This window comes from Pseudoduganella sp. GW821-FHT05F09 (assembly GCF_059419605.1).
In genome coordinates this window covers 52,816-73,251 of record NZ_JBWKSD010000001.1, presented here as the reverse complement: position 1 = coordinate 73,251, position 20,436 = coordinate 52,816, and the positions used below count along the sequence as shown (strand labels likewise).

The 20,436-nt window shown below is 68.1% G+C and carries 17 protein-coding genes and 1 pseudogene; 4 read left to right on the top strand and 14 right to left on the bottom strand.

Annotated features, from left to right (window positions below; translation table 11 throughout):
• Nucleotides 1–69: 69 nt before the first annotated feature.
• The gene (locus tag AC07S4_RS00250; RefSeq protein ID WP_494984685.1) at nucleotides 70–987 is read right to left on the bottom strand and encodes a LysR substrate-binding domain-containing protein; all 918 of its coding nucleotides are present in this window, start codon (nucleotides 985–987) and stop codon (nucleotides 70–72) included.
• A 107-nt stretch (nucleotides 988–1,094) separates the two neighbouring features.
• On the opposite strand from AC07S4_RS00250, the gene AC07S4_RS00245 reads away from it, so the two are divergent.
• Both AC07S4_RS00245 and AC07S4_RS00240 read left to right on the top strand, forming a co-directional pair.
• Nucleotides 1,095–2,090: an aldo/keto reductase gene (locus AC07S4_RS00245; RefSeq protein WP_494984684.1), complete on the top strand. Its 996-nt coding sequence runs from the start codon at nucleotides 1,095–1,097 to the stop codon at nucleotides 2,088–2,090.
• A 116-nt stretch (nucleotides 2,091–2,206) separates the two neighbouring features.
• Nucleotides 2,207–3,574, top strand: coding sequence for an MFS transporter (locus AC07S4_RS00240; protein WP_494984683.1), 1,368 nt, complete (start codon nucleotides 2,207–2,209; stop codon nucleotides 3,572–3,574).
• Here AC07S4_RS00240 and AC07S4_RS00235 read toward each other — a convergent pair.
• Together AC07S4_RS00235 and AC07S4_RS00230 are read right to left on the bottom strand one after the other, a co-directional pair.
• Nucleotides 3,544–6,696: a glycoside hydrolase family 2 protein gene (locus AC07S4_RS00235; protein WP_494984682.1), complete on the bottom strand. Its 3,153-nt coding sequence runs from the start codon at nucleotides 6,694–6,696 to the stop codon at nucleotides 3,544–3,546. The genes AC07S4_RS00240 and AC07S4_RS00235 overlap by 31 nt on opposite strands.
• Nucleotides 6,697–6,779: 83 nt before the next feature.
• Entirely contained in the window at nucleotides 6,780–7,862 is a 1,083-nt protein-coding gene (locus tag AC07S4_RS00230; protein WP_494984681.1) for a thioredoxin family protein, read from the bottom strand.
• Between the two features lie 264 nt (nucleotides 7,863–8,126).
• On the opposite strand from AC07S4_RS00230, the pseudogene AC07S4_RS00225 reads away from it, so the two are divergent.
• Both AC07S4_RS00225 and AC07S4_RS00220 read left to right on the top strand, forming a co-directional pair.
• Nucleotides 8,127–8,762: pseudogene (locus tag AC07S4_RS00225) on the top strand (AraC family transcriptional regulator); the annotation flags it as partial.
• Between the two features lie 33 nt (nucleotides 8,763–8,795).
• Nucleotides 8,796–9,185 (top strand): helix-turn-helix domain-containing protein, encoded by a 390-nt coding sequence (locus tag AC07S4_RS00220; protein ID WP_494985575.1) that lies wholly within the window; start codon nucleotides 8,796–8,798, stop codon nucleotides 9,183–9,185.
• A gap of 6 nt (nucleotides 9,186–9,191) precedes the next feature.
• Here AC07S4_RS00220 and AC07S4_RS00215 read toward each other — a convergent pair whose 3' ends face one another.
• The 11 genes from AC07S4_RS00215 to AC07S4_RS00165 form a co-directional block, all read right to left on the bottom strand.
• Nucleotides 9,192–10,217, bottom strand: a complete 1,026-nt coding sequence (locus AC07S4_RS00215; RefSeq protein WP_494984680.1) for a YeiH family protein — start codon at nucleotides 10,215–10,217, stop codon at nucleotides 9,192–9,194.
• 1 nt (nucleotide 10,218) lies between these two features.
• The gene (locus AC07S4_RS00210) at nucleotides 10,219–10,539 is read right to left on the bottom strand and encodes a Rieske (2Fe-2S) protein (protein WP_494984679.1); all 321 of its coding nucleotides are present in this window, start codon (nucleotides 10,537–10,539) and stop codon (nucleotides 10,219–10,221) included.
• Nucleotides 10,536–11,189: a DsbA family protein gene (locus AC07S4_RS00205; protein ID WP_494984678.1), complete on the bottom strand. Its 654-nt coding sequence runs from the start codon at nucleotides 11,187–11,189 to the stop codon at nucleotides 10,536–10,538. The genes AC07S4_RS00210 and AC07S4_RS00205 overlap by 4 nt, the downstream gene beginning before the upstream one ends.
• Nucleotides 11,186–12,541 (bottom strand): MFS transporter, encoded by a 1,356-nt coding sequence (locus AC07S4_RS00200; RefSeq protein ID WP_494984677.1) that lies wholly within the window; start codon nucleotides 12,539–12,541, stop codon nucleotides 11,186–11,188. Before AC07S4_RS00200 ends, AC07S4_RS00205 begins: the two co-directional genes overlap by 4 nt.
• A gap of 10 nt (nucleotides 12,542–12,551) precedes the next feature.
• Entirely contained in the window at nucleotides 12,552–13,604 is a 1,053-nt protein-coding gene (locus tag AC07S4_RS00195) for a beta-keto acid cleavage family enzyme (RefSeq protein ID WP_494984676.1), read from the bottom strand.
• Nucleotides 13,605–13,629: 25 nt separating this feature from the next.
• Nucleotides 13,630–14,478: a TauD/TfdA dioxygenase family protein gene (locus AC07S4_RS00190; protein ID WP_494984675.1), complete on the bottom strand. Its 849-nt coding sequence runs from the start codon at nucleotides 14,476–14,478 to the stop codon at nucleotides 13,630–13,632.
• 11 nt (nucleotides 14,479–14,489) lie between these two features.
• Complete coding sequence (locus AC07S4_RS00185) at nucleotides 14,490–15,470, bottom strand: quinone oxidoreductase family protein (RefSeq protein WP_494985574.1); 981 nt, start codon at nucleotides 15,468–15,470, stop codon at nucleotides 14,490–14,492.
• 100 nt (nucleotides 15,471–15,570) lie between these two features.
• Nucleotides 15,571–16,161, bottom strand: a complete 591-nt coding sequence (locus AC07S4_RS00180; protein ID WP_494985573.1) for an RBBP9/YdeN family alpha/beta hydrolase — start codon at nucleotides 16,159–16,161, stop codon at nucleotides 15,571–15,573.
• Between the two features lie 13 nt (nucleotides 16,162–16,174).
• Entirely contained in the window at nucleotides 16,175–17,812 is a 1,638-nt protein-coding gene (locus AC07S4_RS00175; RefSeq protein WP_494984674.1) for a 3-(methylthio)propionyl-CoA ligase, read from the bottom strand.
• Nucleotides 17,806–18,036 carry a recombinase family protein gene (locus AC07S4_RS00170; RefSeq protein WP_494984673.1) on the bottom strand — a complete coding sequence of 77 codons (231 nt, stop codon included), beginning with the start codon at nucleotides 18,034–18,036 and terminating at the stop codon, nucleotides 17,806–17,808. The genes AC07S4_RS00175 and AC07S4_RS00170 overlap by 7 nt, the downstream gene beginning before the upstream one ends.
• Complete coding sequence (locus AC07S4_RS00165; RefSeq protein ID WP_494984672.1) at nucleotides 18,036–20,432, bottom strand: efflux RND transporter permease subunit; 2,397 nt, start codon at nucleotides 20,430–20,432, stop codon at nucleotides 18,036–18,038. Before AC07S4_RS00165 ends, AC07S4_RS00170 begins: the two co-directional genes overlap by 1 nt.
• Between the last annotated feature and the right edge of the window lie 4 nt (nucleotides 20,433–20,436).

The window sequence follows — 20,436 nt, the reverse complement described above, 5'->3', positions numbered from 1 at the left end:
CCGGGGTCAGTTCTACCATCACGTCATGCCTGAAAGCATGACGTGATGGTAGAACTGACCCCGGGTTGGTTAACGCAATTTCGCCAGCGACTGCTGGGAACGGATGATGTTGATCAGCGTGCGCAAGGCGGGGTGGTTGTGGCGGCGGCTGCTGTAGTACATGTGGAAGGGCTCGCTGCTGGCGGCGTAGCCGGCCAGCACCAGCTGCAGGCTGCCCTGCTCCAGTTCTTCCCGCACCCGCGCTTCCAGCACATAGGCCAGGCCTACGCCGGCCTTGGCTGCGGCGATGGTGCTGGCGGTGTCGCCTATCGTGATCAGGCCGGGCACGCGGACATGCCGCCGCGCCCTGCCCCGCCCCAGCTCCCAGCGGTAGCTCGATTTGTCGCCCAGCAGCAGCTGCAAGCAGGTGTGGCCCGCCAGGTCGTCCGGATGCGCGGGCTGGCCGCGCGCTTGCAGGTAGGCAGGCGCGCCGGCCACGATCCAGCGCTGTGGCCGGCTCAGCGGCACGGCCACCATGTCCTCCGGCACGTAGTGGCCGTAGCGTATGCCCGCGTCGTAGCCTTCGGCCACGATGTCGATCGGCCTGTCCTCCACCACCACGGTGAGCCGCACGTCCGGGCACTGCCTGGCGAATTCGGGGATGGCGGGCTGTATCAGCACGTGGGCCGCGTCGGCGAAGACGTTGATGCGCAGCTCGCCGAATCGGCCGGCGCCCGGCGCGTCCAGCTCGGCCAGCGCCTGCCCTATGCGGTCGAAGCCTTCCTCCAGCCGCTGCGCCAGCTCCTGCCCCAGATTGGTCGGCGAGACTGCGCGGCTGGAGCGGTTGAGCAGCTTGGTGGCCAGCCGCTCCTCCAGCCTGCGCATGGCGTGGCTGGCGGCGGACGGCGTGAGCCCGAGCTGGATGGCGGCCGCCTTGAAGCTGCGCGTGCGCGTAATGGCGAGGAAGACCCGCAGGTCCGCGAGGTCGACACGGTCCAGGGTGGACATGGATGAATCTCCTTCATCGCTGCAATGAAGCCAGCTAATCCAAAATCGTATCACGCCAACGGCGATCCGGGATATAACTGGGCTTTACACCACCAGGGATACAAGCAATGAAACATCGCGTGTTGGGCAAGACGGGGAAAGAAGTATCGGAAATCGGCTTTGGCGCTTGGGCCATCGGCGGCGCCTGGGGCGACGTGTCCGTGGCGGACGCGAAACAGGCGCTGCACGCCTCGCTGGACGCGGGCACCACCTTTATCGACACGGCGGACGTGTATGGCGACGGCCGCTCGGAGCGCATCATCGCCGAGGTGCTGAAGGAACGCGGCGGCCCGCGCCCCATGGTGGCCACCAAGGCCGGCCGCCGCCTGTCGCCGCATACCGCCGACGGCTACAACCGCGCGAACCTGACCGCCTTCGTGGAGCGCTCGCTGGCCAACCTGGACACGGACGCGCTGGACCTGCTGCAGCTGCACTGCCCGCCCACCGAGGTGTATTACCGTCCGGAGGTGTTCGGCGTGCTGGACGACCTGGTCGCGGCGGGCAAGCTGCGCAGCTACGGCGTGTCGGTCGAGAAGGTGGAGGAAGGCCTGAAGGCGATGGAGTACCCCAACGTGGCCACGGTGCAGATCATCTTCAATATGTTCCGCCAGCGCCCGGCCGGCCTGTTCTTCGCCGAGGCGGCCAAACGCGGCGTGGGCGTGATTGCCCGCGTGCCGCTGGCTTCCGGACTGCTGACCGGCAAGATGAACCGCGCTACGCTGTTCGCGGCGGACGACCACCGCGCCTTCAACCGCAACGGCGAAGCCTTCGACAAGGGCGAGACCTTCTCCGGCGTGCCCTACGGCCTGGCGCTGGAGGTGGTGGAGGACATCCGCAAGCTGCTGCCTGCCGGTACCACCATGAGCCAGTTCGCGCTGAAATGGATACTGATGGAAGGCGCGGTCAGCACCGTCATCCCCGGCGCGAAGAACGGCGCCCAGGCCCAGGCCAACAGCGCCGCCAGCGCCTCCAGCAACTCCGCAGCCCTGCCGGCCGACGTGATGCAGGAAATCCGCACCATCTACCATTCCCGTATCGCCCCGCACGTGCACCACCTCTGGTGAGGTTTTGTTTGACTTTATAGAAAGTCTGTCGTTATCATGAAAACGTTTTCATGAAATGTGAAAACGTTTTCAAAGACTGACTATAATTCATCAAAACAGCAGCAACGGAGACCGCAATGCCACCAAACCGTCCATCAACCTCGCCGCTGCTATGGGTGCCCACCGGCTATTTCACCATGGCGCTGGCCTATGTGATGCTGACCAGCGTGAGCTCCATCATGTTCAAGAACCTGGGCATGGACAACGGCCAGGCGGCCGGCTATTCGAGCATGCTGATCTTCGCCTACACCATCAAGCCGCTGTTCGCGCCCTTCGTGGACATGTACCGCACCAAGAAATTCTTCGTGCTGGCCACCCAGCTGCTGCTGGCCCTGGGCTTTGGCGCCATTGCGCTGGCCATGGCCATGCCGGGCGCGATGGCGCTGCTGGTGGCCATGTTCGTGCTGATGTCCTTTATCGGCGCCACCCAGGACATCGCCAGCGACGGCGTCTACGTCACCTCGCTGGACTCGCGCAGCCAGTCGCTGTACTGCGGCATCCAGAGCCTGTCCTGGAACGTCGGCCCCATCGTGGCCTCGGGCGGCCTGGTCTACCTGTCCGGCCGCCTGCACGCCGACGTGTTCGGCCATGACCCCAAGACCTTCGGCCCTGAGTGGATGGACGCCTGGCGCGTCATCTTCATCATCGTCGCCGTGCTGACGGTGGTGATGATGGCCTGGCATGTGCGCGTGATGCCGGACGGCGCCCGCGCGCCGGACACGCCCTCCTCCGCCGCCGAAGCGCGCCGCATCCTGGTCGACGCCTTCCGCACCCTGTTCGCCAAGCCCGGCGTGTGGCTGATGATCGCCTTCGCCTTCCTGTTCCGCCTGAGCGTGGGCTTCCTGGAAAAGATCGGCCCCTTCTTCATGGTGGACCCGGTGGCCAAGGGCGGCCTGGGCCTGTCGAACGAGCAGCTGGGCATCATCTACGGCACCTACGGCCTGGCGGCCGTGCTGCTCGGCTCCCTGCTGGGCGGCTGGTTCGTGGCGCGCCGCGGCCTCAAGTCCACGCTGTTCACGCTGTGCTGCGCCATCAACATCCCCAACGCCACCTTCCTGGTGATGAGCATCTACCAGCCCGACAGCCTGCTGGCCATCAGCGCCGGCGTGGTGATCGAGAAGTTCTTCTTCGGCTTCGGCGCGGTGGGCTTCATGATCTACCTGATGCAGCAGCTCGCCCCCGGCAAATACGCCACCACCCACTACGCCTTCGGCACCGGCCTGATGGGCCTGTGCGGCATGGTCACCGGCGTGATCAGCGGCCACCTGCAGCAGATGATGGGCTACGTGCCTTACTTTATCTTCGTAATGGTGGCTACGATACCTTCCTTCATCGTGTGCTGGAAGGCGCCCTTCCACCACGACGACGGCGCGCCGCAGCCGGACCAGGACGGCGCGCCGCGCGAGCTGCCGGGTCAAGGCAGGCTGAACAGCAGTGTCCCTTGATAAGTGCCTGCTGCTTTCGCGGCTTGGCTCGACGGTCCCGTCGAGCCAACCGCAATCATCTTCGAGCCCATCGCCGGAATCGCGGCCAGGAAGGACAGGTCGCCGGGCGGGAAGTCCATCGAGGTGTGGATGTGGCCCAACTGCGGCGTGCCTACCCGCAGAAAAAGACCGGGGCTGCCATTGTTCACCAATAGCGGGCCGCCGCTGGAGTCGAAGCGTACCCAGCGCAAGTTGCCGAAATAACCCTGGAACTCCGCATCGCCGGATGATACCGGGCCGCCGGCGCGATACGGCGTCTCGCTGACCATCAGCCCCGTCCCGCGCAAGCGATTTTGCCAGACCCGCGACGGGCCGTCGGCCAGCCGCTTCATCGACCGCAGCCCTTCCTGCGTTTGGTCGAAGGTGACGCCGTGGTACACATAGTCTCCGCTTAAATCGTAGCGATACTCCAGCTTCAGGGCGCCGTCGCGGCGCAGCGTCCAGCGCACGTGCTGTAGACCGCCGGCGCCGTCCGCTTCGAACCAGGCTTGTTCCCCGTCCGAGCCGGTGGTAATGCGCGCTGGCTGTGGGGGCGGCGGAAAGCGTTCGGCTTCATAGCCCAGCGCGATCGTCCGCAGCGGAATCAGACGCCCCGCCTCGCTGACCGGCTGGGACACGCGTATCCCCTTCACCAATTGCGGCGGGAAGCTGTAGCGGTCGCCGTCGCTGCTGCGGCGGGCGGCGTCGAACAGCGTATGCCAGCTCTGGCCGTCGGCGCTGACCTCCAGCTTGAACTTGACGTAGGTGTCGGTCTTCAGGAAATCGAGTGCGATACGCGCGACATTGGCCATCTGCGGCGTCGCCAGAAACTGGGCTTGCGGCGCCGGCGCCAGCGCGGTCCAGGGCAAGTCCGCCACGTCGCCGGCCGGCTTTATTCCCGACAAGTCAACCACCGGCAGCTTGGATGCTTTGGCATACACCAGGCGCGGCCCGGCAGTGAGCGGCGCCGCCTGCTGCCCGCGCTGGTAAGCGCGCAGCAGGCCGGTGTCGGCATCGAAGGCCGCCACGACGTCCCCGGCGCCAAGGCGGATGCCTTCCGCGCCGCTGCTCACTCGCGGTGTGGCGCCGCCAGCCGGCAACAACGCTGCCGGCAAAGTGGGGCCGGACACCGGCCAGGTCCACGTCCACAATGGCTCGCCGGACGGACCGCTGGCATCCAAGACCAGCGCGTCGGCCCGGCTTAACGCCGCCGCGAAATCCTTCGGCAGCGCCAGCTTCAATTGGCCGCTCCCATGCGCAGGTATGGCCGGCCCTGCGACATGGCCGCTTTGCAGCACCGTGGCGGCGGTGCTATCGGCGTCCGGCGCGGCGAAACGCAGCAGTTGCCAACGGAACCGCACCTGCGCCAACGATGTGAAGCCGTAATTGTTCTTGACCTGCAAACGGCCGTCGAACCCGCGTCCCAGGTCCGGTGCGGCGATCTGCACGGGCGACCAGATTTCGCGGATGGTATGGTAGCTGCCCTCTTTCTCGCCGCGCGGCCCGAGCACCCCATCGGGCGCGTAAGTCCCGAAGACGTCCAGCGCGCCGCCCCGGTCGGTACGCGCGATGCCTTCGTCCATCAAGGACCAGATAAAGGCGCCGCCCCCCACCGGCGAGGCGGCGATGGCCTTCCAGTAATCATCCAGCCCGGCGCCCCCGCCGCCATCGTAGAGCGCGTGCAGGACTTCGGTGGGCATCACGACGTGCCGGCCGGCCAAGCGACGGGCCAGGTCCTGGTAGCTGGAATAGTGCTTGGTATCGACGTCGCTGTGCAGTTCCCATGGATGCAGCACGCTGCGCCCTTGCGGGTCGTAGCGGGCAAACTCGCCGTCCAGCGCGCGGTTCCAGCCGCCTTCATTGCCGTTGTCCCAGAAGATGACGCTGGGGTGGTTGACGTCGCGCTCGACCAGCTCCCTGACCAGCTTGCGCCCGACCTCGGTGTCGTGCGCGCGCTGCCAGCCGCTCAGCTCGTCGAGCACATACAGGCCCAGCTCGTCCGCCGCTTCCAGGAATGCCTGGTCCGGCGAATAGTGCGACAGGCGCACCGCATTCATATTCATCGACTTGATCAGGCGCACATCGTCGACATTGTCCTGCGGGTCGAGCGCCCGGCCCGTCTGTGGACGGAAGCTGTGGCGGTTGACGCCTTTCAGCAGTACGCGCTGGCCGTTGACATAGATGCCCAGGCCCGGCCGCACTTCAACCGTGCGGAACCCAAAGCGCTCCGTGACCGTGTGCAGCGCCTCCCCGCCACGGTACAGCGTGACTTTCAGCAGATACAGGTTCGGGGTCTCGGCGTTCCACAGTTTGGGTGCGGCTATCCGGCTACCCAGGTGCACCGGACTCCCGCCGCCGCCGGGTACGCGCACGGAAAAAGGCGTCCCCACCACCTTGCCATCGAGCGTCGTCACCTGGCCTTCCACCCGTGTGACGGTCTGGGGCGCCGCCAGCTCGACCTGCACGGCCAGCTGGCCGTCGGCCCTGGCGTCGATGGCGACGTGCTCGATCGATTCAAGCGGCGCCGCTTCCAGCCAGACAGGGCGGAAAATCCCGCCGAACACCCAGTAGTCGGCATGGCGCTCGGCGATATTGGTGGCGCGATTGGCCGATTCCTTGGCGACATCGACCTCCAGCAAGTTGTCTGCGGCTACCTTCACCAGCTCGGTGATGTCGTACTTGAAGCGATAAAAAGCGCCTTGATGGGTCGGCCCGGCCTGCACGCCATTGACCTTCACGGTCGCATCGGTCATCACGCCGTCGAAGACGAGCCGGATACGGCGCCCTTTCCAGGCGGCGGGCGGCTTGAATGTCACACGGTAGTGCCCATGCTCCTCGCTGTGACGCGATTTGTCTTCACCGTAATTGTATGTGCCGAAGCCGTGCTGCTCCCATACCGAAGGTACGGGAATCTGCGCGTTCTCGTTGGCCCGCCTGCCACCTGTCACCATGAACTCCCAGGGAACAGCATCCTTGGGTCCGGTCCCTGAAAGGTACAGCCGCTCCGTCGCCAGCGCCATGGACCTGGCCGCCGTGCTGCCCAGCAGCGCGGCGGCGAGCATGCAAGCGGCCATGACGAATTTCAGGTGCAGGAACTGGCGCATTCATTACTCCTTGCTTGGTAGACAGGACAAATCCTGCCACAGCCTAACATGCGCAAGGGGGAATATTTGCCTGCCCTGTCCGGTCAGCCGAAAGTGAACGCGTAGGCTTCCGCTCCCTTGTCGAGGAAGCGGATTTCAAAGCGGCGCTGGCGCACCTTGCCGCTCTGGCGCACCAGCTGGTACAGGCGGGTGGCGCTGACCACGCCGTTGCCGTCCGCGTCGATGTCGGCGCCGTGGTCCGCGCCCGGCGGCTGGCCGTCCAGCGTGACCTTGATGCGCACGCTGGCGCCCGGCTTGCCCGCGCCCAGCACCAGGTGCAGGTCGCGCGCGCTGAAGCGGTGCGCCACGGCGGCCTCCGCCTGCCCCGCCACCGCACTCTCGGCGCCCACCGTCCACTGGCCGGACAGGCCCCACTCGTTGAGCTGCAGCGCGCCCACCGAATACTGCTGCGGGCGGTCCTCGCGCACCCGCTCCGGCGAGCGGAAGTTCTCCGCCTGGCGGTAGCCGATGTAGGCTTCGCCGGAGCCGATGTGGTCCAGGTCCGGCTGCATCTGCTCGGCCGGCGTGGGCGGGTCCACCAGGCCGCTGTCGACCGCCGGCTTGCCGCTGGCCTCGGCCAGCAGCGACTGGATGGCGCGCTCCATCTTGTCGTAACTGCCTTCGCCGAACTGCTTGTAGCGGATCTTGCCGTTGGCGTCCACCAGGTAGTAGGCCGGCCAGTAGCGGTTGCCCCAGGCCTGCCAGATGCTCTGCTTGCTGTCCACCGCGATGGGGAAGTCGATCTGGAAGCGGCCCACGGCGGCGTTCACATTCGTCAGGTCCTGCTCGAACTTGAACTCGGGCGTGTGCACGCCGACCACGGCCAGGCCCTGGTCCTTGTATTTGCTTGCCCAGGCGCGCACATAGGGCACGGTGCGGATGCAGTTGATGCAGGAATAAGTCCAGAAGTCCACCAGCACCACTTTGCCGCGCAGCTGTTTGTTCGTCAGCGGCGCGGAATTGAGCCAGGTGACCGCGCCGTCAAAGCCGGGCGCAGTGCCTTCCACCGGCAGCTTGCCGCTGAGCGGCCCGGCGGGCGCCGTCGCCGCCGTGGCCATGCCGATTGCCGCCACCGCCATCAGGACGGCCGCCACGCCGCCGGCCAGCGCCAAAGAGATCCGTTTCATCTGCATGCCTCGCTATAGTGATTGTCGATAGCCGCCATTACACCGCGCAGCTGTATCCGGCGCATGTCGGAAGGCGCTCGCTCTGTGTCCGGGCGCATGGCAGACATATTGTGATACAAAAACCGTCCGTTCCGGCAATGGAAAGGCTGGGCGCAGCGCTGCGGCCGATGTCGTGAACCGGTTCGCCGCTGTCATGAAAAGACAAAACCGCGCAACATTTCGGGCCGCGCCATACGGTATCATGGCTACTGCAAGTAGCCATGCATGCGGCCGCCGCTGCCTATCAAGGAGGAATCAATCGCAATGGGAACACTAGTTCGCGCAGCCGTGCTAACCAACTATCTGGAAATTGCCCAGCACCTGGGCATCAACGCCCAGGCCGAACTGTCGGCGGTGGGGCTGACCAGGACTATGCTGCAGGACCCCGACCAGTCCATCCCCGTGCTCGGCGCGGTGCAATTGCTGGAAAACTCGGCCGCCAGCAGCGGCTGCCAGACCCTGGGCCTGCGCATGGCCGAATCGCGCCAGTTCTCCGACCTGGGCGCGGTCGCCCTGCTGCTGACCCACCAGGCCACCTTGCGCGACGCGCTGCAGATCACGGTGCAGTACCGCCACTTGCTGAACCGCGCGCTGGCCATCTATATCGAGGAGGCCGGCGACCTGGTCATCATCCGGGAAGAAGTGGTGACCGACGCGCCCACGCCGTGCCGCCAGGCCACCGAACTGGCCTTGGGCGTGATGGCGCGCCTGTGCGCCAGCCTGCTGGGGCCGGCCTGGCGCCCACTGAGCATCAATTTCACGCACGATGCGCCGGAAGACCAGCGCGTCCACCGCCGCGTGTTCGGTTGCGATATCCATTTCGGCGCCGAGTTCAACGGCATCGCCTGCCCGGCCGCAGCGTTCAGCGCCCCCAATCCCAAGGCCGATCCGGCCATGGCGCGCTACGCCCAGCGCTTTATCGACACGCTGCCGGGCGCGCACGAGCCGTCGCTGGTGTTCGAGGTGCGCAAGGCGATCTACCTGCTGCTGCCTATGGGCCGCGCCACCATCGAGCAGATCGCCCAGGCGCTGGGCATGAATGTGCGCACGCTGCAGCGCAGGCTGGAGGACGACGGCGAGAATTTCAGTGACCTGATCAACGGCGTGCGGCGCGACCTGGTGCAGCGCTATATGAACAATCCCAGCTACTCGCTGGCGCGCATCGGCGACCTGCTGGGCTACTCGCTGGCGAGCAGCTTCAGCCGCTGGTTCGCCACCCAGTTCGGCGACACGCCCGCCAACTGGCGCGCCGTGCACGGCAAGCCATTGCAGCCGCCGCAGTAAGCTCTTCTACATTCCCCAGCGCAGCAGCACCATCACCAGCACGGCCAGGAACACCGTCTCGCCCACCATCAGCAGCACCGGCTTGAGGCCGACGCTGGCCAGTTCCTTGAGCTGGGTCTTCATGCCCAGCGCGCTGATGGCGATCACCAGCGACCAGCGCGACAAGTCGTTGCCCAGCTGCTGCATGGCGGGCGGTATCCAGCCGGTGCTGTTGACGCAGGCCAGCACGAAGAAGGCCACGGCGAAGCCGGGTAGCAGCGGCGGACGCGGGCCGCTGCTGCCGTCCTTGGCGCCCTGGGCGCGCGCCACCAGCGCCGCGCACAGGATGACCGGCACCAGCATGGCCACCCGCATCAGCTTGACCACGGTGGCCGCGTCGCCGGTTTCGCGCGACATGCTGTAGCCGGCGCCGACCACCTGGGCCACGTCGTGGATGGTGCCGCCCAGGAACACGCCCGCCTGCAGCGGCGTCAGGCCGAACAGCTGGCAGATCATCGGGTACAAAATCATGGCCACCGTGGACAGCGCGGACACGCCGATCACGGTGAACAGCACCGCCTTCTCCTTTTGCGGATGGGCCGGCAGCGAGGCCGCCAGCGCCAGCGCGGCCGAGGCGCCGCAGATGGCGGTGGCGCCGCCGGTCAGCAGGCCGAACAGCTTATTAAAGCCCAGCACCTTGGCCGCCAGCACCGACAGCAGGATGGTGACGCACACCACCACCACCACCAGCGCCACCGGCTTCCAGCCCAGCGCGGCGATCTGCGCCAGCGTGATGCGCAGGCCCAGCAGCGCCACGCCGGCCCTCAGCACGGTGCGCGCGGTGAATTCGATGCCGGGCTTGCACTGGCCCTCGGCCGCCAGGAAGTTCAGCGCGATGCCGAGCAGCAGCGCGAACAGCATCACCGGCGCGCCGTAGTGTTCGGACAGGAAGCTGGCGGCGGCGGCCACCATGGCGGCGGTGAGAAAGCCCGGCGCGAGCGTGCGCAGGCGCTCGCGCCAGAGCGGCGCGGCGGCGGTAATCGTGGTGTTCATATCAGTTCTCTTGGTCGGGCAGGTCGAGGTAGACCCGGCCCTCTTCTATGTGGATGGGATATACCGGCACCCGCACCGACGGCACGTTGGCCAGGCAGCCGCTGGCCAAATCAAAGCGCAGGCCGTGCGCGGGGCATTGCAGCATGCGCCCTTCCAGCTTGCCGCCGGCCAGGGAGGCGCCCTGGTGCGGGCAGCGGTCGTCGATGGCGTGGTACCGGCCGTCGACCTGGAACAGCGCCACGCAGGCGGCGCCGGTGTGCAGCAGGGAGCGGCCGCCGGGCGGCGGCAGGCGCTCCGGCGGCACCTCGACGCGGCGCGTCACTGCGCCGCCGCAGGCTGTGCAGCAAGGGCCGTGCGCATCGCGTCCAGCAGGTGCGAAGCCGAGCGGGCGCCGCTGCCGATGGGCTGCCCCTCCAGCGTGTAGTACGGCACGCCGGTGGCCGCGTTGTCGCCCTGGTAGGGAACATCCGCGCCCCGCATGGCCGGGGCCAGCTGCTGCGGGCTGTAGCCGCAGGCCACCGCGTGCGCCATCAGCGTGGCCTCGCGGCCCAGGTCGTCGCCGCGCTCGAAGTAGCCGGTCAGCAGGCTCTCGAACAAGGCGTCGCGCTGCGCGCTGTCTCCCAGGCCGGCGGCCAGCTGCAGCAGGCGGTGCGCGTCGGCGGTGTTGGGCATGGTCTCCAGGGCGGCGTAGTTGATGCGCGCGCCGGCCGCTTCGGCCGCCGCCCGCACCTGGGCCTGGCGCTGCGCCAGCGCGGCCTCGCCTCCCAGGCGGCGCAGATAGAATTCATGGAAAGGGGCGCCGCCGGCCGGGATGTGGGGCAGCAGCTGCACGCCGCGCCAGTCGCACTCGACCTCCACGTCCGGCGCCTCGGCGTGCAGCAAGGCAATGGCCTGGCGCAGCTGGCGCAGGCCGATCAAACACCACGGGCAGACGAAGTCGAAGCCCATGGCGATGCGCAGGCGGCGCGTCACACGGCCTCCCTGGCCGCATCCGGCGCGCTGGCGGCAGCGCCAGAACCTGCGGCAACGGCGGCAGCGGCCGCCCGCGCGGCGGCGGCTTGCGCGGCGCGCTCCACGTCGCCGCTGTAGTGGCGCAGCATGCTCCAGAACACGGCGGCGGCGGCCAGGCTGACCAGCGGCACCAGGCGGAACGCCATGTCCAGGCCCAGGCGGTCGGCCAGCACCCCGGTCAGATAGGGGCCGGGCGCCAGACCGAGCAGGTTGTTGACCAGCGTGAGCGTGGCGAAGGCGGTGCCGTGCACCGAGCGGTGGGTCAGGTTGGCCACCATGGCGCCGGCCGGGCCGGTGGTGCCGGCCGCCAGGAACATGCCGCACGCCACCAGCACCAGCTGCGGCGCGCCGGGCGGCAGCGCGAAGCCCATCGACAGCAGGGCGCAGCTGGCCAGGCAATAGCCCATCGCCAGCTTGATCTTCATCGCCGGCGCGTTGCGGCACAGGCGGTCGCTCAGCATGCCGCACAGGATCATGCCGGCGCCGCTGGCCAGCACCACCAGCGCGGCCACGGCGCCGGCGCGGCCCGCGTCCATGGCGTAGTAGCGGTTCATAAAACTCGGCATCCAGACGATGAAGGCGCCGCCGACAAACAGCTGCAGGCCGCTGCCCACATACGCGGCGCGCACCGACCAGCTGCCGCACAGGCTGGACAACGGCATGCGCACGGTAGCACCCGCGCCTGCGCCCTGCCCTTGCGGCGCGATGCGCTTCTCGCGCACCACCACCGGATACAGCAGCGCCAGCGCCAGCCCGAACAGGGCCATGCCGCCGAAGGCCCAGCGCCAGCCCAGGTGGGCCGCGATGGAGCCGCCCAGCGCCATGCCGAGCACCGAGCCGAACATGCCGCCGGCCATGAAGGCGCCGGTCAGCGTGGCGCGCATATGCTTGGGGAACACCGACAGCACCACGGCGACGCCGACGCTGCCGTAGGCGGCCTCGCCCACGCCCACCAGGAAGCGCGCGGCGAACATCTGGCTGTAGTCCTGCGCCAGGCCGCAGCCCAGCGTGGCCAGGCTCCACAGCGCGGCCATCAGGGCCAGGCTGCGCACCCTGCCCCAGCGGTCGGCCAGCAGCGACAGCGGAATGGTGAGCAGGCCCACCATCAGCGCCACCACGCCGGACAGCATGCCGAGCCGGGCGTCGCTCAGCGCCCATTCCGCCTTCAGCAGCGGGAACACGGCGTTGAGCACCTGGCGCGACATATAGTCCGAGATCAGCAGGCCGAACGAGAGCGCGAACACGATCCACGCGTAGCCGCGCGGGACGGCCGGGTCGGCGCTGCCGTCGTCAATCGGTGGGGCGATAGCCATGGCGTCCTCCTCAGGTGCGCAGCGGCACGTTCTTTTGGCCGCGCGCACGGTTCGGCGCCATGCCGTTCATGCGCAGGGTTTCCTCGGCGTCCTTGTACTGCACGCCGATGCGGTAGATGGCGCGCGCTTCCTTGCCGCTGGCGATCTCCCGGCCCAGCTCTTTGGCCACGCGCACGCACTGCTCGATCTGCTGCACCGACGTCATGCGCTGGCCCAGCTGGCCGATCAGCGTGTCTTCCGTGCCGCAGCGCGGATGCAAGCCCATGGCCATGGCCATCATATTAAACGGCAGCACGTTCTTGAGCAACGACTCGGCGGTGATGCAGGCGCCATCCGGCGCCGCGCGCAGGAAGTTCATGAAGTTGAACGGGTTGGGTCCGTCGAAGCCGCCGCCGATGCCGATCCAGGTCAGGTTCAGCGGGCCGGTGTAGAGGCCCTTGCGCACCATGCGGTCCAGCGTCTCGAGCGCGTGCATGCCGGTCAGCTGGAAGTGCGGCTGGATGCCGGACGCCTGCAGGCGCCGCAGGTGCTCGATCACCCAGGCCGGACCGGCCGGCACCGTCATTTCGCTGTAGGCCGCGTGCATCATCGGCGACGCCAGCGAGGTGCCCTCCAGGTATTCCGGATACAGCAGCTCCATGATGTTCATCTGCGTGGTGTTGATGGCCACGGTCACCTGGTCCGGCTTCGGGTCCAGGTCGGCCAGCATGTGGCGCGTGTCGTCGGACAGCCACTTGGCGGCCTGGCCGTCGTCCTCCGGCGCGAAGGAGATCGAGCCGCCGACCTGGATGATCATGTCCGGCACGCGGGCGCGCACGCCGGCGATCAGCTCGTTGAACTTGGACAGGCGCTTGCTGCCCTTGCCATCCAGCTCGCGCACATGCAGGTGCAGCACGGTGGCGCCGGCGTTGTAGCAGTCGACCGCCTTCTGGACCTGTTCCTCCATCGTCACCGGGATGTCTTCCGGGAAGTCCTCCGGCGCCCATTCCGGGCCGTAGGGAGCGGTGGTGATGACCACCTTGTCCTGGTTTTCTGGGTGCAGGGAATCGTCGAGGAATTGCATGTGTGCTCCGTTATTTTTTATTGGGTCAGAAAGGGATGTCGCCGATGATGCCGGCGCGTTCCATCTTGCGATGGCACGGTGGGTAGTCCATCACCGCGTAGTGCTGGGTGGCGCGGTTGTCCCAGATCGCCACGCTGTTCGGGCGCCAGCGCCAGCGCACCTGGAATTCTGGAATCTGGGCCTGGCGTATCAAGTAGTTCAGCAGCTCGCTGGCGCCGGGGCTGGCGTCCTGGCCGAAGCGCACGCGCGCCGGCGTGTGGTAGTTGCTGAAGTGGGTGGCGTAGGCGTTGACGAATAAAATCTTCTCGCCGGTCTCCGGGTGGATGCGCACCACCGGGTGCTCGGCGTCCGGGTACATGGCCTTGAGCGCCAGGCGCTTTTCGATCGGCATGGCGGCGCCGAAGCTGGCCTCGATGCTGTGGCGCGCGCGCAGGCCCTCGATGCGCAGCTTCACGTCCTCGGGCAGCTTCTCGTAGGCCAGCGCCATATTGGCCCAGGTGGTGTCGCCGCCGACCGGCGGGCATTCAACGCAGCGCAGCACGGCGCCGAACGGCGGCGCGTCGCGCCAGGTGGCATCCGCGTGCCAGGCGTTCTCGTAGCGGTCGGCCGGCTGTTCCGGCGTCTTGTAGATGCGCACCAGGCCGGGATGCTCCGGATCGCTGCCGGCCACGGGATGGTCCTCCAGTTCCCCGAAACGGCGCGCGAAAGCCACGTGCTCGGCGCGCGTCATGTCCTGGTCGCGCAGGAACAGCACGCGGTGGGTCAGCAGCGCCGCGCGGATGGCGGCGAACAGGCCGTGGTCGTGTATCGCGTCGGCCAGCTTGACGCCCTGCAGTTCGGCGCCCAGTGCGCAAGTCAGTTGTTCAATGTGCATGGCAGCCTTCCTTAAATGACGAAAATCGACGAGCCGGTGGTCTTGCGCGACTCCAGGTCGCGGTGCGCCTGCGCGGCCTGCTCCAGCGTGTAGTGCTGGTTGATACCGATGCGGATGCGGCCGCTGCCCACGTGCTCGAACACCTCGGCCGCCAGCGCCGCCTTCTCGGCCGGGTCGGCGATGAAATCGGCCAGCGCCGGGCGGGTCAGCATCAGCGAGCCCTTCATGGCCAGCAGCACCGGATCGAACGGCGGCACGCCGCCGGAGGCTGTTCCCACGCACACCATCAGGCCGCGCTTGCGCAGCGAGTCGAGCGAAGACATGAAGGTGTTCTTGCCCACGCTGTCGAACACCACGTCCACGCCGCGCCCGCCGGTCAGCTCGCGCACGCGCGGCGCCACGTCCTCGCTGCTGTAGTTGATCACGTGGTCGCAGCCGTGGGCGCGCGCGATCTCGGCCTTTTCCGGCGTGGACACGGTGCCGATCACGGTCAGGCCCAGCAGCTTGGCCCACTGCGACACGATCAGCCCTACGCCGCCGGCGGCAGCGTGCAGCAGGATGCTGTCGCCGGGCTGGAAGGCGTGCAGGCGGCGCAGCAGGTAGGCCGAGGTCAGGCCGCGCATGGTCATGGCGGCGGCGGTTTCGAAGGCGATGGTCTCGGGCAGTTTGATCAGCGCGGCGGCGGCTATCACGCGCTCGGTACTGTAGGCGCCCAGCGTGTTCAGGAAGCCGGTGTAGGTGACGCGGTCGCCCAGCGCATAGTCGCTCACGCCCTCGCCCACCTCCACTACCACGCCGGCGGCCTCGACGCCGATGCCGTTCGGCAGCGCGATCGGGTAGGTGCCGTTGCGGAAGTAGGTGTCGGCGTAGTTGATGCCGACCGCCACATGGCGCACCCGCACCTCGCCCTTGCCCGGCGCGCCCACTTCCACGTCTTCCAGGTACAGCACCTCGGGTCCGCCCACGGTGTTGAATCGCACTGCTTTAGCCATCATCTCGCTCCTTGTTCTGTTGGTACTGCATTGCCCAGCTTGAAAATCAGTATAGCGCCGCGTTTGCGCCTTCCACCTCCCCCGCAGCGACAGCGCATTGTCATTTGGCGACAAGGCCGCAGCGCAGCCGCTCTATCAGCGGCAGCGCGCTGGGCCAGGGGCCGTAGCCCGCCGCCGGGTTCAGATGCCCCACCTCGCCCAGTTCCACCAGTTCGCTGCCCCAGCCTGCGGCCAGGCGGCGGCTGGCCGCCATGCCGCACAGGTAGTCGTCGCTGCTGGCGGCGAGGATGCTGGGGAAAGGCAGCGGACCTTCCGGCAGCGGGCACCAGCCCTGGGCGCGCAGCTGCTCCGGCTGCGGATAGTTGGCCGGCCACTCGCCCGCGCGCAGATCCGGCGGGGCGGCCAGCAGCGCGCCGGCCACGCGGCGGCTGGACGGCGTGCCCAGCGCGGCCCAGTGCGCCACCATCAGCACACCGGCGCTGTGCGCCACCAGGATCACCGGACCGGCGATGTCGGCCATCGCCCCCTCGATGGCCGCCACGCGGGCCGCGCAGCTCAAGCCGTTCTCGCTCATGGGCGGTATGGTGCGCGCGCCCGGCACTTCGGCCGCCAGCAGCGATTGCCAGTGCTGCGGCGCCTCGCCGCGCAGGCCGGGCACGATCAGCAGCGTGGCCTTGGCATTTGATTGCATCATGCCTTCCCCCTCAGGCCTGCACCGGCAGGCGGTAGTCCTTCAGCAGCTCGCGCAAGCGCATCTTCTGCAGCTTGCCGGTGGCCGTGTGCGGCAGCGCGTCGACAAAGACCACGTCGTCCGGCACCCACCACTTCGCCACCAGGCCCGTCAAATGGATCAGCAGCGCCTCGCGCGTGACCGCCGCGCCGGGCTTGCGCACCACCACCAGCAGCGGGCGCTCCTGCCAGGTCGGATGGGCCACGCCGATCACGGCCGCCTCGGCCACGGCCGCGTGGCTCATGGCCGCGTTCTCCAGGTCGATCGACGAGATCCACTCGCCGCCGGATTTGATCACGTCCTTGGCGCGGTCGGTGATGTGCATATAGCCGTCCGGATCGATGGTGGCGACGTCGCCGGTGTCGAAATAGCCCTCCCCGTCGATCACCTGCTCGGCGCTGTTGTAATAGCCCGCCGCCACCCAGTGGCCTCGCACCTTCAGGCGGCCGGCGGCCTTGCCGTCGTGCGGCAGGCGCCGTCCCTCGTCGTCGACGATTTTCAGCGTCACGCCGAACACGGCGCGGCCCTGCTTCTGCTGCAGGCGCAGGCGCTCCTGCGGCGCCAGGCCGGCGTGCTTGGGCTGCAGGTGGCACACGGTGCCCAGCGGGGACAGTTCGGTCATGCCCCAGGCGTGGATCACGCGCGCGCCGAAGTCCTGCTCGAAGCGCTCTATCATGGCCTGCGAGGCGGCCGCGCCGCCGATCACGCAGCGCTCCAGGCACAGATCCTGGCGCGGCGACAGGCCTTGCTGCTCCACGTAGGCGAACAGCATCTGCCACACGGTGGGCACGCCCAGCGCCAGCGTGACCCGCTCGCTGCGCATGATCTGGTACACGCTGTGGCCGTCCAGCGCCGCGCCGGGCAGCACCAGGCGCGCGCCGCACAGCGCACCGGCGTAAGGCATGCCCCACGCGTTCACGTGGAACATGGGCACCACCACCAGCGCGGTGTCGGCGCCGGACAGGCCCAGGCCGTCCACGCTGCACACCGCCATGGCGTGCAGCACGGTGGAGCGGTGCGAGTACAGCACGCCCTTGGGATTGCCCGTGGTGCCGGAGGTGTAGCACAGCGAGGCAGCGCTGGCCTCGTCCAGCAGCGGCCATGCGTATTCATCGCTCTCGGCGGCCAGCAGGTCTTCGTAGCACAGCACGCCGGCCGGGCCGCGCTCCAGTATGTCCTCCCGCGCGGCCATGGCCACGAAGTGCTTCACGCCCGGCATGGCCGGCGCCAGCGCCTCGACCAGGGGCGCAAAGCTGGTGTCGAAGAACAGGACGTGGTCTTCCGCATGGTTGGCGATATAGGTGATCTGCTCGGCGAACAGGCGCGGATTGATGGTGTGCAGCACCGCGCCCATGCCGGACACGGCGTAGTACAGCTCCATGTGGCGGTAGCCGTTCCAGGCCAGGGTGGCCACGCGCATGCCGGGGCGCACGCCCAGGCGCGCGAGCGCGTTGGCCAGCCGGCGCGCGCGGCGCGCCACGCTGGCGTAGGTGCTGCGCTGCAGCGTGCCGTCCGGCTGGCGCGAAATGATCTCCTGCTCCGGATGGTTGTGGCAGGCGTGCTCGATCAGCGACGAGACCAGCAGCGGTTGGTGTTGCATCATGCCTAGCATTGCTTACTCCTGAAAAGTTGTTCTTGTCGTGGGCCGCGCGCCTCCTGCAGCAGGCACAGGCGCACGGAGGCGGCGAACCAGCGGCCGCCGCCCTTGCCCGGCACGCCGCGCCGGTTCAGCGCGGCGGCGATGGCGTTGAAGGAGGCGCCCGCCGCCCGCAGCTCGCGCATGCTGGCGCGCACGGCGGCCGGCAAGACGCGCGGCGGGGTCAGGCGCGCCGCCATCAGCGCACCTTGCGCAGCAGGAAGTGCGACAGGGCCGGCACCAGCACCAGCGCACCGACCATGTTCAGCGCGAACATGAAGGTGAGCAGGATGCCCATGTCGGCCTGGAACTTGATCGGCGACCAGGCCCAGCACACCACGCCGGCGGCCAGCGTGACGCCCACCAGGGCCACCACCTTGCCGGTGAACTGCAGCGCATGGCGGTAGGCCTGCTCCAGGCTTTCGCCGGCGCGCTGCCGGCCCAGCTGGACCGACACCAGGTAGAGCGCGTAGTCCACGCCGATGCCCACGCCGAGCGCGATCACCGGCAAGGTGGCCACCTTCACGCCCATGCCCAGCGCCACCATCAGCGCCTCGCACAGGATGGAAGTCAGCACCAGCGGCAGCACGGCCACCAGCACGGCGCGCCAGTTGCGGAAGGTGATGAAGCACAGCGCGATCACGGCGGCGTACACATACAGCAGCATCTTGTGGTTGGCTTCCTTGACCACGATATTGGTGGCCGCTTCGATGCCGGCACTGCCGGCGGCCAGCAGGAACTGCCGGTCCGGCGTGCTGTGTTCCTTCGCGAAGCTGTCCGCAGCCTGCACCACGCGCTCCAGCGTTTCGGCCTTATGGTCGGCCAGGTAGGCGATCACCGGCATCAGCGTGCAGTCGCGGTCGAACAGTTCGGGATTGTTGACCGAGGCCTGCTGGCCGCCGTAGTTGAGCATGTCCTGGTTGCGCGCGATGGTCAGCCATTTCGGATTGCCTTCGGAGGTGCCGGCCGTCACCTGGCGCACCGCGTCGGCCAGCGACACGGTGGCCTGCACGCCCGGCACCTGCTGCAAGCGCCAGGCCAGGCGGTCGGCCTCCACCAGGGTTTCGTATTTCAGGCAGCCGTCCTTGGGCGTTTTCACCATCACCGCGAACTGGTCCGACGAGAGCGAATAGTGGCCGGTGATGTAGGCGTTGTCGCGGTTGTAGCGCGAGTCCGCGCGCAGCTCGGGCGCGCCCGGATCGAGGTCGCCAATTTTGAGCTGCAGGCTGACCGCGAAACCGGCCACGGCCAGCAGCACTGCCACGCCCACGGCGATGGCGGCGCGGCGCGGCTCGGTGAAGCGGGCCAGCGCGCGCCACAGCCCAGTCGGTTCACCCGCGCCTTCGGCCTCGTGCGCCACACAGCGTTTGGCCGCCGACGGCGACACGCCGACATAGGACAGCAGCACCGGCAGCAGTAGCAGATTGGTGAAGATCAGCACGGCCACGCCGATGGAGGCGGTCAGCGCCAGGTCGCGGATCACGGGGATGTCGATGGTCATCAGCACGGCGAAGCCGACCGCGTCGGCCAGCAGGGCCGTCAGGCCGGCCAGGAACAGGCGGCGGAAGGTGTAGCGGGCCGCCACCAGCAAATGCGTGCCGCGCCCCACGTCCTGCATGATGCCGTTCATCTTCTGGGCGCCGTGCGACACGCCGATGGCGAACACCAGGAAAGGCACCAGGATGGAGAACGGGTCGAGCGCATAGCCCAGCGCGGCCACCAGGCCGAGCTGCCAGGCCACCGCCACCAGCGAGCAGGCCACCACCAGCGCGGTGGAGCGCACGCAGCGCGTGTAGGCGTAGATGATGGCGGTGGCAACCAGCGCGGCGGCGGCGAAGTAGGCCAGCACCTGCAGCATGCCGGCCAGCAGCTCGGCCACCAGCTTGGCGAAGCCGGTCACGTGCATGGAGACCGGATAGGCGCCGCCCTGGCGCGCCTGCACGATGTGTTCGATGGCGCCGGCCAGCTGCGCGTAGTCGATCGCCTTGCCGGTGGCCGGGTCCTTGGCCAGCAGCGGCACGAAGATCATGGCGGACTTGTGGTCCTTGCCCACCAGGCTGCCGACGATGCCGGAGCGCGCCAGGTTGATCTTGAGCTGTTCGACGGCGGCCGGCGAGCCGTCGTAGTTGTCCGGCATGACCGGGCCGCCGCGGAAGCCCTCCTCCGTCACCTCGTTCCAGCGCACGCTGGGGGTCCACATGGACTTCATCCAGGCGCGGTCCACGCCGGGCGTGAGGAACAGCTCGTCGTTGATCTGCTTGAGCTGCTCCAGGTAGCGCGGCTCGAAGATGTCGCCCTGCGGATTTTCCACCACCACCCGCAGCGCGTTGCCCAGGCCGCGCAGCGCGGCCTGGTTCTGCAAATAGTTCTGGATGTAGGGCTGGCCCTGCGGCAGCATCTTCTCGAAGCTGGCGTTGAGCGTCAGGCGGGTCGCGGCCAGGTGGCCCAGCACCAGCGTGGCCAGCAGGCACAGCAGCACCATGGCCAGGCGGTTGTTGAACACCAGGCGCTCCAGCAGGCTGCCGGAGCGCTGGTCGAACTGGTCCAGCGAGCGCACCACGGGCATGGCGTCGAGATTGGGGGTATGCATATCCATGTTC